A 13161-nucleotide genomic window follows, 5' to 3' on the forward strand; every position below is an offset into this window, starting at 1 on the left:
TCGATCCCGGAAACGCCTCGTTAAGCGACGAGGCGCAAACTTGCTCCTTGCGAATGCATCGTTTCGCAAGGAGCCAGCCATGGCCGACAAGCGCGAATATGTCGATATGATCAGCGAGGCGACGCGCCAGAGCCGGCGCCGAACCATGCCGCGCGTGATCGATCCAATGCCGCAGGCGAAAGAGACCTCGCGCCTCAGCCACTGGCCGCCGGACCGCTGGGCGCAATGGCGGGTGGAGAATCTGACGCCGTGGAAGCTGAAGTCCTGGAAGTTCAGGGACTGGGACTGATGCACCGCACCGATTTGAGAGGTCGATTTCGCGACTGACTTGTCACGCCCGGGCTTGACCCCGGGCGTCCACATCTCCTGCGGTTCGCTGCTACGTGCCCAACGATGATTGCGCCGCGTCAGCGGCGCGTCGTCGCGCATGTTCGGTCGCTCCTGTCACGACGTCAGAGATAACGAAGTGAACGCCCTATAATACGAAGCGTGCGACGCGGTCGCCCTCTGCTGGGAGGCTTTCCGTCTTCACCACCACCACGGGTCATGCCGGAAGCCGAATGCGTACGGGACCAGCCTGTCATATGGATATGGTCGGAAGTAGTAAGGCTCCGTGTAAGTGCGAACGTAAGGCTGATAGGGCCTGTAATAGAAGCCCGCATAGGACCGATCAACGTTTCGGTAGTATGGCCTGTAGCGGCGGGCGCTGAGATCCGTGGCTTTGCCTGTGTCGGCCGTTTCCGTGACGATCCGCTGCTGCGCTGCTGCCCTCGTCGTCAGCGACGGCGTTGATGCCAATGCCAATACACCGACGACGAGCGCGATACCGATCCAACTTTTCATGACAGGACTCCTTGAAGCAATCGGGCGGGCGATAAGGAAGCCATCATGCCGATTTCGCGGCCAAAATCAAAACAGGCCCGTTGCTAACGGGCCTGTGCGCTCTGCGTTGAATGCCGCGTGCCTGTTAGCGGCGCCAGTGGCGGCGAGGATGCGGGCGGTGCCAACGGTGATGGCGGCGGGGCTGCCAGCGCACTTCGGTCGTCCCCGACATCTGCTTCGGAGCATCCTGAACCGCCGCAGCAGCGCCGGGGCTGTTCAGCGAGAGCGCGTGAGCATGCTCGCCCGGCACGGCAAGAGCAAGCAGTGAACCGGCGGCAACCAGCCCCAGAAGTTTTGTCACTTTCATTTTTTTGTTCTCCCGAACGTCCTCGGATGTCACGTCTGCAACCATCGATTCGAATCGAGTGAGGCTGCCGCGACGCAGGTCGCAAGCAGAAGCGGACGACGTGAATGTGGAGGGAATGAATCTGCGCCGCGGACGTGAACGCAGGACTGCGCGTTTCAGTTCCCTGACAAAGTCAGGAATTCTGGCCGCCCGCGGTATTGGCGATCGGCGATGCGGCTAGAGCTGATCCGGAAAAGTGGAGACCGGTTTTCCGAAAAAGATCATGCTCAAACAAAGAGCTAGAGCGGGATGACGATTCGAAGAAAGTCATCACGCTCCAGCGGGAAGCTAACCGGGACGCCAGTAGCAGTGCATGCGCGGTGTGATCACGGTCCCGCTCGGCCGGTATTCCTGCACATAGTGGGCAGTGCAATCGCGCACGGCGTTCGGGCCCGGATTGTAGCGCGGAATGACATCCGGTTCCCAGTGATCCTGGCGGTAGATCGGAATCCGTCGCAGCGGCCGCCGACGTTGCGCGGAGGTCTCGGAAATGGTGGGCGTAGTCGCCTCCACAGCAGCCCTGGCCGATGGCGCCGTTTGCGCCTGCGCGCTCGCTACCGGCAGCGAGGCTCCCGCCAAAGCCGCCAGTAGCATTCCCATCACGATCCGCCGCATCACGCCCACCCAAAGTCCTGTTCGCGGGCCGTACGGTCTCCGATTGCCGCGACAAGGTCAACAGCGCTGGCGCCCTGTGCGAAACTCGCGCTAAACAGACGCCATGTGGACCACAGCCAAAGCGCCGTCGCTCGCCGAAATGGAGGTCATGGCGCATGACGTTTTCGAGCGCCTGCCCCAGCGTTTTCGCAGTCTTTGCGAAGGCGTGATTATCCGCGTCGACGATTTCCCGACCGACGAAGTCATGGACGAGATGGGCTGCGAAAGCGAATTCGACCTGCTCGGCCTGTTCCAGGGCATAGGTCTGCCGCACCAGAGCCATGGCGACATCCCGCATTTGCCCAACATGATCTGGCTCTACCGCCGGCCGATCCTCGACTATTGGGCCGAGCACGAGGAGACGCTGGGCCACATCGTCCGCCACGTCCTGGTCCATGAGATCGGCCACCATTTCGGCCTTTCGGACGCCGATATGGAGGCGATCGAGGCTGCCGCAGGCTAGGATTGCGTAAATTGGCCTTTTTTCAGGGGGTTTTTCGGGATAGATAACCCCTATCCCACCTTGAACCGGGAAGTGCGATCGATGGAAAAATTTACCAAGCTGGAGGGCGTCGCGGCGCCATTGAAGATCATCAATGTCGACACTGACATGATCATCCCCAAGCAGTACCTGAAGACCATCAAGCGCACCGGCCTTGGCAAGGGGCTCTTCTCGGAGCAACGCTACAAGGACGATGGCAGCGAGAATCCCGACTTCGTGCTGAACAAGCCGGCCTATCGCAATGCCAAGGTCCTGGTCGCCGGCGACAATTTCGGCTGCGGCTCGAGCCGCGAGCACGCACCTTGGGCGCTGCTCGATTTCGGCATCCGCTGCGTGATCTCGACCTCGTTCGGCGACATCTTCTACAATAACTGCTTCAAGAACGGCATCCTGCCGATCCGCGTTGCCCAGGAAGACCTCGACAAGCTGTTCGACGACGCTGAGCGCGGCGCCAATGCGACGCTGACGATCGACTTGGCGAACCAGGAAATCCGCGGTCCCGACGGCGGCGCCGTGAAGTTCGAGATCGACCCGTTCCGCAAGCACTGCCTGATCAACGGTCTCGACGATATCGGGCTGACGATGGAGAAGAAGTCGTCGATCGACGACTACGAGGCCAAGGCCAGCCGCGAGCGCGCCTGGGCCTGATCTTTCCGCTCCGGATCATGCTCTAGAGGGACGGCGCATGCGTCCGGACGTCGTTAGCTTCTGGCACGGTCCGCTCGACCGGCTGCGGCTGACCTGCCTGCGTTCGCAGGTCGCGGCCGGTCACAAGGTCACCGTCTACAGTTTCGATCCGCTGCCCGGCCTGCCCGACGGCGTCGGCAATGCGGAGGCCGAGGCAATCCTGCCGCATGCGTTCTCCGAGAAACTGCGCCCGCCGGGGCCGGACGGGAGCTGGCACGGCTGGACCATCCTGCAGTTCAGCGATTTCTTCCGCATGCGGCTGATGACTGAGCGCGCTGGCGTTTGGCTCGATGCCGATGTGCTGCTGCTGAAGCCGATCGAGATCGATCCGGCCAAGCCTTACTTTGCGTGGGAGCGGCCGCGCCAGCTCGGCAACTCCGTGCTTTATCTGCCACCGGACGATCCGATCGTGCGCGCCTTCGAAGGATTGATGAAGCAGGAGGAGCTGACGCCGGAGTGGCTCGCGCTTCGTCATCGCGTCGTCTTCGCGCTGCGACGCCTGCGCGGCGTTTCCGACCGTCTCTCCGATATCCGGATCTCGCTCTACGGCCCGCCGGCGATCACCGCGCTCGCCCGCCGCGCAGGGGAGTTGCAATACGCCCTGCCGAAGCAGTCATTTTACGCCGTGCACGCCGAACCGAAATTGTTCTTCGAACCGCGCGACTTCTCGAAACTGCTCGGCAACCCCGACGTCATCGGCCTGCACATCTCGCCGAAAGGCCGCGGCCGCGAAGCGCCGATCCCGGGCAGTCTCTACGCGTGGGCGGCGGAAAAATTTCGCTAACCGTCGTCTCAACCCTTCATTGCTGCGATCGCATCCGCGATTGCGATCGTGCGGCGCGCCATCTCGGCGTGGAGTCGCTCCACCATGCGGCCGTCGATCTGGATCGCGCCGCGCGAGGCATTCTCCGGCTTGTCGAACGCGGCGAGGATCTTGCGGGCTTCCGCCACTTCTTCCGCCGGCGGGGTGAAGATCGCGTTGCAGGCTTCGATCTGGCCCGGATGGATCAGTGTCTTGCCGTCGAAACCGAGATCGCGCGCTTGTGCGCATTCGGCGGCAAAGCCATCGACATTGGCGAAATCGCTATAGGGACCGTCGAGGATCTCCAATCCGTGCGCGCGCGCCGCCAGGATGCAATGGGTGATCATCGGAATCATGATCGCACGGCCCGGCTGCATCTTGATCCGCGTCTCCCGCGAAATGTCGTTCGGGCCGAACACGAAACCCGCAAGCCGGGTTTCGGAATCCTTTGAGGCCGCGGCGAGTTCCTCGGCATGCAGCACCGCACGCGCGGTCTCGATCATGGCCCAGACCCGGATCGAGGCAGGCGCGTTGATGTCGCTCAGGCGGTCGGCAATCGCATTGAGGTCGTCGACGCTGGAGACCTTGGGAACCAGGATGCCGTCGGGCTGCGCCTTGCCGGCCATGCCGATGTCGTCGACCCACCACGGCGTGTCGAGGCCGTTGATCCGGACCAGCACCTCGCGCTTGCCGAAGCCCTTGGCCGCCACAGCCGCAGCAATCTGGTCCCGCGCCAGGCCCTTGGCGTCCGGCGCCACCGAATCCTCGAGGTCGAGGATGAGACCGTCGGCCGGCAGGTTGCGCGCTTTCTCCAGCGCCCGCGCGTTGGATCCGGGCATAAACAACAGGCTGCGGCGCGGACGGGTCATGGTCGTTTCCTTTCGGTCGTTTCCATCCCGCCTATCATTTCGGCCATCGCTCCGAAAGCCTTGTTCCGGTCATCGGCTTGTGGTTAGGCAAGGGCATGGAGCTCTTCCCGAAAAATCTGCTCGACGGCTACCGGGCTTTCGCCACGCAGCGGCTGCCCACGGAACAATCCCGCTACCGCGAATTGTCCGTGCGCGGCCAGTCACCCGAAGTGATGGTGATCGGCTGCTGCGATTCCCGCGTCTCGCCGGAAGTGATCTTCGACGCCGGGCCGGGTGAATTGTTCGTGGTGCGCAACGTCGCCAACCTGGTTCCGGTCTACCAGCCCGACAGCGGCGCCCACGGCGTCTCGGCGGCGCTGGAATATGCCGTCAGCGTGCTCAAGGTGAAGCACATCGTCGTGCTTGGCCATGCCCAATGCGGTGGCATCCGCGCCTTTATCGATAAAATCCAGCCGCTGTCGCCCGGCGACTTCATCGGCAAATGGATGCAGATGTTCATCAAGCCCGGCGAGATAGTCGAGCAGCGCGAGCATGAGACGATGCAGGATTTCACCATCCGGATCGAGAAAGCCGCGGTGTTCCGCTCGCTGGAGAACCTGATGACGTTCCCGTTCGTGCGCGAGCGGGTGCAGAAGGGCGAGACGAGCCTGCACGGCGCCTATTTCGGCGTCGCCGAAGGCTCGCTGTTCGTGCTCGACCGGACGACGAAGGAATTCGTGAGTGCGCGTATGGCGGGTAGCGAGTAGCGTAATTCCACTCGCTATTCGCTACTCCCTATTCGCCAATCAACCTAATCCGCCCCGTGGCCGGCGCCCCAGCGGTCCGACAACGCCAGGATCAGGGTCGAGATCACGAACACCAGGTGGATGCCAACCAGCCATCCGAGCTTCTGCGCGTCGAAGATCGCATCGATGTTCAGGAAGGCCTTCAGCACCTGGATCGCCGAGATCGCCACGATCGAGGACAGCAGCTTCTGCTTCAGGCCGCCGAAATCGACCTTGGTCATCCATTCCGGCCAGTCCGGATGGCCGGCGGGATCGATCCGGGACACGAAGTTCTCATAGCCCGAGAACACCACGATCAGGATCAGATTGCCGGTCAGCGACACGTCGATCAGTGAGAGCACGCCGAGGATGATGTCGGATTCCTTGGCGTACGGCACGTGCAGGATGAATTCCCACAGCAGCGCGACGAATTTGTAGAGCAGCACGGCGAGGCTGACGACGAGACCGAAATAGAACGGCGCCATCAGCCAGCGGCTGTTGAAGATCAGGCTTTCGAAGCCGATCTCAACGCGTTTCAGCCTGGGATCAGGCCGATAGGGAACCGGCTCGTCGGTCATCGATTCCGGCTCCCCGGTCATTCACCAATCGCGACTCTCAGGCCGCCTTCTTCTTGGCGGTGAGCAGCTTTCGGTTGATCAGGCATTCGGCGATCTGGATCGCATTCAGCGCGGCGCCCTTGCGCAGATTGTCCGACACGCACCACAGCACGAGCCCGTTCTCCACCGTCGCGTCCTCGCGGATGCGGCTGATATAGGTGGCGTCCTCGCCCGCAGCCTCATAGGGCGTGACGTAGCCGCCGGGCTCCTGCTTGTCGATGACGAGACAGCCCGGCGCATTGCGCAGGATGTTGCGCGCCTCATCCGCCGAGATCGGGTTCTCGAACTCGATGTTGACGGCTTCCGAATGGCCGACGAAGACCGGCACGCGCACGCAGGTCGCGGAGAGCTTGATCTTGGGATCAAGAATCTTCTTGGTCTCCGCCATCATCTTCCACTCTTCCTTGGTGTAGCCGTCCTCCATGAACACGTCGATGTGCGGGATGACGTTGAAGGCGATGCGCTTGGGGAATTTCTTGTTGATCAGCTCGTCATTGGTGTAGACGGCCTTGGTCTGTGAGAACAATTCGTCCATCGCGTCCTTGCCGGCGCCCGAGACCGATTGATAGGTCGAGACCACGACGCGCTTGATCGTCGCCTTGTCGTGCAGGGGCTTCAGCGCCACCACGAGCTGCGCGGTCGAGCAGTTCGGATTGGCGATGATGTTCTTCTTGGTGAAGCCCGCCGCCGCGTCCGCATTCACTTCCGGCACGATCAGCGGCACATCCGGATCCATGCGCCAGGCCGAGGAATTGTCGATCACGACCGCGCCGGCAACGCCGATCTTCGGCGACCATTCCTTCGACACCGCGCCACCCGCCGACATCAGGCAGATGTCGACATCGGAGAAGTCGTAATGCTCGAGCGCTTTGACCTTCAGGGTCCGATCGCCATAGGAGACGTCGACGCCGACGCTGCGGCGCGAGGCCAGCGCGACCACCTCGTCAGCCGGGAATTTGCGCTCGTCCAGAATGCCGAGCATTTCCCGCCCGACATTACCGGTCGCACCCACCACCGCGACTTTGTAACCCATCGTTCATTCTCCGAGGAAAAATGCTCGCCCGCGCAGTCTGGCGGATCAGGAAGCGCAGCGCTTCTATGCGAGAAACGCCGTTAAGACAACGTTAGTCGTAGCGCTTTGCTGGTCCGGCCGCCTCGCGCCGTGACGCTATGTAATCACTTAGAGGCCGGCCGCCATCGGTTGCGGCGCCGTCGATGATGGCGTTATCGCGGCAAGGCACTGGTTTTCATGAAACTTTTGCGCTTCCCGCGGCATTATTGCGCGCGGGTGTGGCGCATTTGACCTAGTTGCGACCGTTGCGCCAAGGCTACAATATGGCCAAATCAGATGGGCGATCTGCCAGCCCCGCGTGCGGGCACAGTGACGAGGATGAAATGACTGCCAAATTCCCTGCTGCGACCAAGCTCGCGGCATTTTTTGCCACCGCCGCGGCCGTGGCCGGTCTCCTCGCCAGCCCTGCCGATGCCCAGAGCAGGCGTCAGGACCAGCTCCGGTATGACCGCGACGGCCGGGTCACTTACGGAGGCCAGGGGCCCAACCGTTCCTACCAGCAGGGACCGCGCACCCGCGTCTTCGTGACCACCCGCTCCTGGCTCGATGCCGGCACCGAGGTGCTGCCGGGTGACCGCAAGTTCCAGGACTACGCCTTCCCGTCGCCGTTCGGGTACCCGGACTTCGCGCGGGAAAACCTCAATCGGCCGATCGACCGCCAGCCGCTCAACCCGCCGTCGGATTTGGGTGGCGAGCCGACCCGGTTCCCGCTGTATTGAGCTGACCCCACCTTGGTCGTCCCCGCGACGGCGGGGATCCATAGCCACAACTGCGCGTTGCGGCCCTAACTGCGGCCCCAGTCTTGCTTGATCACGTCCACCGGTGGTTATGGGTCCCGGCACAAGGCCGGGACGACACCGGTGTTACGGCCTAAGCGTGCAGCTTCTGCAATTCCTTCAGAATTGCTTCGCCCATCTGCGTGGTCGAGGCTGATGTCGCGCCTTCGGACTTGATGTCTGCGGTGCGCAGGCCGCTTGCGAGCACGGCGGCGATTGCGGCATCGAGCTTGTCGGCGAGCGCACCCATGTCGAAGGAGTAGCGCAGCGCCATCCCGAACGAAGCGAGCATCGCGATCGGGTTGGCAAGGCCTTGGCCTGCGATATCCGGCGCCGAGCCGTGCACCGGCTCGTACAGCGCCTTGCGCTTGCCGCTCTTGGCATCGGTCTCGCCGAGCGAAGCCGACGGCAGCATGCCGAGCGAGCCGGTGAGCATCGCCGCGATGTCGGACAGCATGTCGCCGAACAGATTATCGGTGACGATGACATCGAACTGCTTCGGCCATTTCACCAGCATCATGCCGCCGGAATCGGCGAGCTGATGCTCCAGCGTCACATCGGGGTATTCGCGCTTGTGCACCTGGGTGACGACCTCGTTCCAGAGCACGCCCGATTTCATGACGTTGCGCTTTTCCATCGAGGTCACCTTGTTGCGGCGCTTCTTGGCAAGGTCGAAGGCGACGCGGGCGATACGCTCGATCTCGTAGGTGTCGTAGACCTGGGTGTCGATGGCGCGCTTCTGGCCGTTGCCGAGATCGGTGATGGTCTTCGGTTCGCCGAAATAGACGCCGCCGGTGAGCTCGCGCACGATCACGATATCGAGCCCTTCGACCGCCTCGCGCTTCAGGCTGGAGGCATCCGCGAGCGCCGGATAGCATACGGCGGGCCGCAGATTGGCGAACAGGCCGAGATCCTTGCGCAGCCGCAGCAGGCCGGCCTCGGGCCGCACCTCATAGGGAACGCTGTCCCATTTCGGCCCGCCGACCGCGCCGAAGATCACGGCATCGGCGGCTTTCGCCTTGGCCATGTCGCCTTCCGAGATCGAGACCTTGTGCGCATCATAGGCGGCGCCGCCGACCAGCCCCTCTTCGGTCTCGAAGGTGGCGATTCCTTCCGCCTTGAGCCAGCCGATCAGGCGCTTCACCTCCGCCATCACTTCGGGGCCGATGCCGTCGCCGGGCAGGAGCAGGAGCTTGTGGGTCGCCATGGGGTGTTCGCCTTGAGATCTAAGGAAATCCGCGCGGAGTGCTAAAGCGCTGTTGCGCGGTTGGCAAGACACCATTCCCGGAGCTGGCCTGTGCAAGCATGGCCAGGCCTGCCACAATGCGGGCCTGCCGGAGTTCTCAGTGAAAGCCCCCGACCTTCCCCCATCTTCCGCGCACCCCGCGCGGCTGATTCTGATCCTGTCGCTGGCGCCGACCGCGGGGCTCGGCATCGGCCGTTTCGCCTATTCGCTGGTGCTGCCTGATATGCGCGAGCAGCTTGCGTGGTCCTATTCGGCGGCGGGCTTCATGAACACCATCAACGCCGCCGGCTATCTGATCGGCGCGCTGCTCGCCGCACGGCTGATCCGGCGCTTCGGGCTGGTGGCGTCGGTACGCTGGGGAACGCTGGCCTGCGTGGTGTCGCTCGCGCTTTGCGCCATCACCGCGAACTACGTGGTGCTGAGCTTTGCGCGGCTGCTCGCCGGCCTTGGCGCTGCTGCCGGCTTCGTCGGCGGCGGCGCGCTTGCGGCGATGATCGCGCAGACGCGGCCCGAACGCGCCAATTTCCTGCTCAGCCTGTTCTATGCCGGACCCGGCAGCGGCATCCTGCTGTCGGGGCTGGTGGCGCCGTTCGTGCTGCAATGGTTCGGCCCGGGCTCGTGGTGGATCGTGTGGTGGGCGATGACACTGCTCGCGGCCATCATGACCATTCCGCTGTGGCTCGCATCCTTCCCGTCCGATGCCATGACCAGGCAGGAGTCCGCGGCGAAGTTCGCGATAGCGCCGGTTGCGATCTATCTCGGCGGCTATTTCCTGTTCGGTGCCGGCTATATCGCCTACATGACGTTCATGATCGCCTATGTGCGCGACGCCGGCGGCGGCGCACTGGCGCAAAGCGCCTTCTGGAGCCTGATCGGGCTGAGCGCTTTCGTAACACCGTGGGTGTGGCGCGGCGTGCTGGGGCTCAACCGCGGCGGGCTTGCCACCACGATCATCCTCGGCGTCAACGCGATCGGCGCTGGCCTACCGATTTTCGGACACTCGCCGCTGCTGCTCGCAGTCTCCGCCCTGGTGTTCGGCGTCGCCTTCTTCGCAGTGGTGGGATCGACCACGGCCTTCGTGCGCTTCAACTATCCGCCATCGTCCTGGCCGACTGCAATCGCGGCGCTGACGATCTCGTTCGGGATCGGCCAGACCATCGGGCCGATCGTCGTCGGCGCGATCACCGATGCTGTCGGCAGCCTGTCGGTCGCGCTGAACATATCGGCGGCGATGCTGGCGCTGGGCGCGATCCTCTCGGCGTTCCAAAGGAAGCTGGACGTGACGGCGTAGGTAGGCGCGCTTTCCCGGCGTCGTCATTGCGAGCGGAGCGAAGCAATCCATAGTGCGGCAAGTGGAGACATGGATTGCTTCGCTTCGCTCGCAATGACGGGTGCTGTCATTCCGGGCAGCGCGAAGCGATGAGCCCGGAATGACAGCGAGAAACTCAGCTTCCGCTAAACGAATTGTAGCCCTGGTCTTCCCAGTAGCCGCCTTTGTAGTCGTTGGTGACTTCCATCGAGATCACATATTTCGGGTTCTTGAAGCCGAGCTTGGTCGGGACCCGGATCTTCATCGGATAGCCGTAGGCGCGCGGCAGGATCTCGTCGGCGAATTTGAAGGTCATCTGGGTCTGCGGATGCAGCGCGGTCGGCATGTCCAGCGGCGAGTTGTAGCCGTCCTTGTCGGCGCACTGGAACCAGACATATTTCGCGCGGGTGTCGGCGCCGACGAGCTTCAAGAAATCGCGCAGCGGCGTGCCGGTCCAACTGCCGATCGCGCTCCAGCCCTCGACGCAGATATGGCGCGTGACCTGCTTGACCTGCGGCAGCTTGTAGAGCTCCTCCAGCGTCCACGGCTTGTTGTTTGCGACCAGGCCGCGTACCTCCAGCTTCCAGTCCTTGCCGTCGATGTCGGGCGCTTCGTCGACATCGTAATAGCCGTTGAACGGAAACGGCTTGGTGATGGCGCTTTCAGGAAAGGTCGGCGCCAGCGCATTCGGATTGAACATCCAGGCCTGCACCGCATCGTTGAACTTCGAAACCTGCGCCAGCATCGTCTCGGCCGAGGAGCTGTCGATGACATCGCAGCCGGTGAGCAGCGTCAGCGCCCCCAAGCTGGCGCCGCCGGTGATGAAACGCCGGCGTGTCAGATCAGGCATCAGCTTCACGGCGTCCTTGACCAGGAGCTTCTTGTCGACGCCGGGGATCAAGAGCTTGCGGATACGACCCATCGTCTTTCTCCCTTAACTCAGCGGCCGATGATCATGGCGCGCAGACTCCTCGGCACCAGGATGGCCAGCGCGACGTGAATGACGAGGAAGGCCACGATCAGCGCCATGCAGATGAAATGGACATAGCGCGCGATGTCATAGCCGCCGAACAGCGCGGTCAGCCACTGCAACTGCACCGGCTTCCAGATCGACAGCCCCGACAGCACGATGATCACACCGACGATGATGATGCCGGCATAGAGCAGCTTCTGCACGTAATTGTACTTGGCGAGATCGTCATGCGAGAGCTTGAAGGTCAGCGCCGCCTTGGTGTCCGAGATCACGCCGCTTGGGGTAATCGGCAGCAGCTTCCTGCGGAAGCGGCCGGTGACGAAGCCAAGGACGAGATAGACCAGGCCGTTGACCATCAACAGCCACATCGCGGCAAAGTGCCAGAGCAGCGCGCCGCCGAGCCAGCCACCGAGCGTGATGCTGCGGGAGAAGGTGAAGTTGAACAGCGGCGAGGCGTTGTAGATCTGCCAGCCCGACATGATCATCAGGATCATCGCCACCGCATTGATCCAGTGCACGATCCGCACCCAGGCCGGCTGGATCACCTTGCCCGTGCTGGCGGCGGCATGCTCGTTGCTGACTGCAAGGCTCGACATGGCTGTTTCCCTGCTCGGGGTTCGTTACCGATCTATACGCCCGGATCGGGGCCTTGTTACCGCGACACCCGGTATCAATGCGATACGAACGGCGCTTCGCGGTCACAAAAAAGCGAGCCGGGTTTCCCCGGCTCGCTGGTCTCTCGCTTAGGAGGCAGGCATCAACACGGTGTCGACCACATGGATCACGCCGTTCGACTGGTTGACGTTGGAGATCGTCACCGTCGACCAGTTGCCCTTGGCGTCGCCGATCCAGACCTTGCCGTCCTGCTTCTTCACCGTCAGTTCCTCGCCCTCCACTGTCGTGAGCTTCTTGCCGTCGGCAAGGCTGGAGGCTTCATACTTCCCGGGCACGACGTGATAGGTCAGGATCTTGGTCAGCGTCGCCTTGTTCTCCGGCTTGACCAGGGTTTCGACGGTGCCGGCCGGCAGTTTGCCGAACGCCATGTTGGTCGGCGCGAACACGGTGAATGGGCCCTTGCCTTCCAACGTGCCAACGAGGCCGGCGGCCTTCACCGCGGCGACGAGGGTGGTGTGGTCCTTGGAATTAACCGCGTTCTGGATGATGTTCCTGGACGGGAACATCGCGGCGCCGCCGACCATCACGGTCTTTTCCTCGGCGCGAACCGGCGCCATCACGCTTGCGGTGAACGCCAGCGCACTGAACGCTGCGGCGGCGAGAAGTGCTGTACGTTTCAACACGGACAATCTCCCGTTTGGCTAACAATGACCGGCGGAGCTGCCGCCGGGGATGAAGGCAACGACGGTGCGGCTATTCGATTGCGCCGTCGTTCGCCGCAGCTACGGGAGGGTTTTGGATGTGGTTTCGCGGGGTAATTTATCGTGATGGCTGAAACTATCTGCAAGCGTGGCCGTGGGGTGACGTGCGTAGCCCGGATGGAGCGCAGCGCAATCCGGGGCCACTTGATCGGCGGATGCTGAAGTGCACCCTTATCGTGAGACACGATAATCAGGGACAGGTGCCCGCCGCTTGAGGCGGCAGGGCGGGTTGATGGGTTACGGCCAGGTTGCGGGGCTGCTGCGCAGCAGCCCCCGCAACCTGGTA

The 13161-nt window shown here is 62.9% G+C and carries 17 protein-coding genes; 7 read left to right on the plus strand and 10 right to left on the minus strand.

Annotation, left to right across the window (positions count from 1 at the left end):
- Window positions 1-79: 79 nt before the first annotated feature.
- On the plus strand, window positions 80-289 hold the full coding sequence (locus ACZIRK_RS26440; RefSeq protein WP_028166208.1) for a hypothetical protein: 210 nt from the start codon (window positions 80-82) through the stop codon (window positions 287-289).
- A 239-nt stretch (window positions 290-528) separates the two neighbouring features.
- On the opposite strand, the gene ACZIRK_RS26445 is transcribed toward ACZIRK_RS26440, so the two are convergent.
- The 3 genes from ACZIRK_RS26445 to ACZIRK_RS26455 form a co-directional block, all read right to left on the minus strand.
- On the minus strand, window positions 529-843 hold the full coding sequence (locus ACZIRK_RS26445) for a hypothetical protein (protein WP_130229086.1): 315 nt from the start codon (window positions 841-843) through the stop codon (window positions 529-531).
- A gap of 124 nt (window positions 844-967) precedes the next feature.
- Window positions 968-1189 carry a hypothetical protein gene (locus ACZIRK_RS26450; RefSeq protein WP_130229085.1) on the minus strand — a complete coding sequence of 74 codons (222 nt, stop codon included), beginning with the start codon at window positions 1187-1189 and terminating at the stop codon, window positions 968-970.
- A 327-nt stretch (window positions 1190-1516) separates the two neighbouring features.
- On the minus strand, window positions 1517-1828 hold the full coding sequence (locus ACZIRK_RS26455) for a hypothetical protein (protein WP_463328379.1): 312 nt from the start codon (window positions 1826-1828) through the stop codon (window positions 1517-1519).
- A 118-nt stretch (window positions 1829-1946) separates the two neighbouring features.
- Here ACZIRK_RS26455 and ACZIRK_RS26460 point away from each other — a divergent pair, with 118 nt between their 5' ends.
- From ACZIRK_RS26460 to ACZIRK_RS26470, 3 genes are all read left to right on the plus strand, one after another.
- The gene (locus ACZIRK_RS26460; RefSeq protein WP_028165133.1) at window positions 1947-2345 is read left to right on the plus strand and encodes a metallopeptidase family protein; all 399 of its coding nucleotides are present in this window, start codon (window positions 1947-1949) and stop codon (window positions 2343-2345) included.
- An 81-nt stretch (window positions 2346-2426) separates the two neighbouring features.
- The gene (leuD, locus tag ACZIRK_RS26465) at window positions 2427-3032 is read left to right on the plus strand and encodes a 3-isopropylmalate dehydratase small subunit (RefSeq protein WP_208829809.1); all 606 of its coding nucleotides are present in this window, start codon (window positions 2427-2429) and stop codon (window positions 3030-3032) included.
- A gap of 37 nt (window positions 3033-3069) precedes the next feature.
- Window positions 3070-3855: a glycosyltransferase family 32 protein gene (locus ACZIRK_RS26470; protein ID WP_456645295.1), complete on the plus strand. Its 786-nt coding sequence runs from the start codon at window positions 3070-3072 to the stop codon at window positions 3853-3855.
- A gap of 8 nt (window positions 3856-3863) precedes the next feature.
- Here the strand turns inward: ACZIRK_RS26470 and ACZIRK_RS26475 are convergent, their stop codons facing one another.
- Window positions 3864-4742 carry an HpcH/HpaI aldolase/citrate lyase family protein gene (locus tag ACZIRK_RS26475; RefSeq protein WP_130229083.1) on the minus strand — a complete coding sequence of 293 codons (879 nt, stop codon included), beginning with the start codon at window positions 4740-4742 and terminating at the stop codon, window positions 3864-3866.
- Between the two features lie 95 nt (window positions 4743-4837).
- Between ACZIRK_RS26475 and ACZIRK_RS26480 the strand changes: the two genes are divergently transcribed.
- Window positions 4838-5488, plus strand: coding sequence for a carbonic anhydrase (locus ACZIRK_RS26480; RefSeq protein WP_130229082.1), 651 nt, complete (start codon window positions 4838-4840; stop codon window positions 5486-5488).
- A gap of 44 nt (window positions 5489-5532) precedes the next feature.
- Here ACZIRK_RS26480 and ACZIRK_RS26485 read toward each other — a convergent pair whose 3' ends face one another.
- Both ACZIRK_RS26485 and ACZIRK_RS26490 read right to left on the minus strand, forming a co-directional pair.
- Window positions 5533-6084: a TIGR00645 family protein gene (locus ACZIRK_RS26485; RefSeq protein ID WP_130229081.1), complete on the minus strand. Its 552-nt coding sequence runs from the start codon at window positions 6082-6084 to the stop codon at window positions 5533-5535.
- A gap of 37 nt (window positions 6085-6121) precedes the next feature.
- Window positions 6122-7156 (minus strand): aspartate-semialdehyde dehydrogenase, encoded by a 1035-nt coding sequence (locus tag ACZIRK_RS26490; protein WP_130229080.1) that lies wholly within the window; start codon window positions 7154-7156, stop codon window positions 6122-6124.
- Between the two features lie 362 nt (window positions 7157-7518).
- On the opposite strand from ACZIRK_RS26490, the gene ACZIRK_RS26495 reads away from it, so the two are divergent.
- Window positions 7519-7914, plus strand: coding sequence for a hypothetical protein (locus ACZIRK_RS26495; protein ID WP_130229079.1), 396 nt, complete (start codon window positions 7519-7521; stop codon window positions 7912-7914).
- Window positions 7915-8065: 151 nt separating this feature from the next.
- Here ACZIRK_RS26495 and leuB read toward each other — a convergent pair whose 3' ends face one another.
- A complete protein-coding gene (gene leuB / locus ACZIRK_RS26500) occupies window positions 8066-9178 on the minus strand; it encodes a 3-isopropylmalate dehydrogenase (RefSeq protein ID WP_130229078.1) in 1113 nt (370 codons plus the stop codon).
- A 139-nt stretch (window positions 9179-9317) separates the two neighbouring features.
- Between leuB and ACZIRK_RS26505 the strand changes: the two genes are divergently transcribed.
- Window positions 9318-10508 (plus strand): YbfB/YjiJ family MFS transporter, encoded by a 1191-nt coding sequence (locus tag ACZIRK_RS26505; RefSeq protein ID WP_130229077.1) that lies wholly within the window; start codon window positions 9318-9320, stop codon window positions 10506-10508.
- Between the two features lie 154 nt (window positions 10509-10662).
- Here ACZIRK_RS26505 and ACZIRK_RS26510 read toward each other — a convergent pair whose 3' ends face one another.
- The 3 genes from ACZIRK_RS26510 to ACZIRK_RS26520 all read right to left on the minus strand — a co-directional run bounded on the left by ACZIRK_RS26510 (window position 10663) and on the right by ACZIRK_RS26520 (window position 12797).
- A complete protein-coding gene (locus ACZIRK_RS26510) occupies window positions 10663-11448 on the minus strand; it encodes a molybdopterin-dependent oxidoreductase (RefSeq protein WP_130229076.1) in 786 nt (261 codons plus the stop codon).
- A gap of 17 nt (window positions 11449-11465) precedes the next feature.
- Complete coding sequence (locus ACZIRK_RS26515) at window positions 11466-12095, minus strand: cytochrome b/b6 domain-containing protein (protein ID WP_130229075.1); 630 nt, start codon at window positions 12093-12095, stop codon at window positions 11466-11468.
- Window positions 12096-12242: 147 nt separating this feature from the next.
- On the minus strand, window positions 12243-12797 hold the full coding sequence (locus tag ACZIRK_RS26520) for a fasciclin domain-containing protein (protein ID WP_130229074.1): 555 nt from the start codon (window positions 12795-12797) through the stop codon (window positions 12243-12245).
- Between the last annotated feature and the right edge of the window lie 364 nt (window positions 12798-13161).

The organism is Bradyrhizobium sp. Leo114 (genome assembly GCF_055229415.2).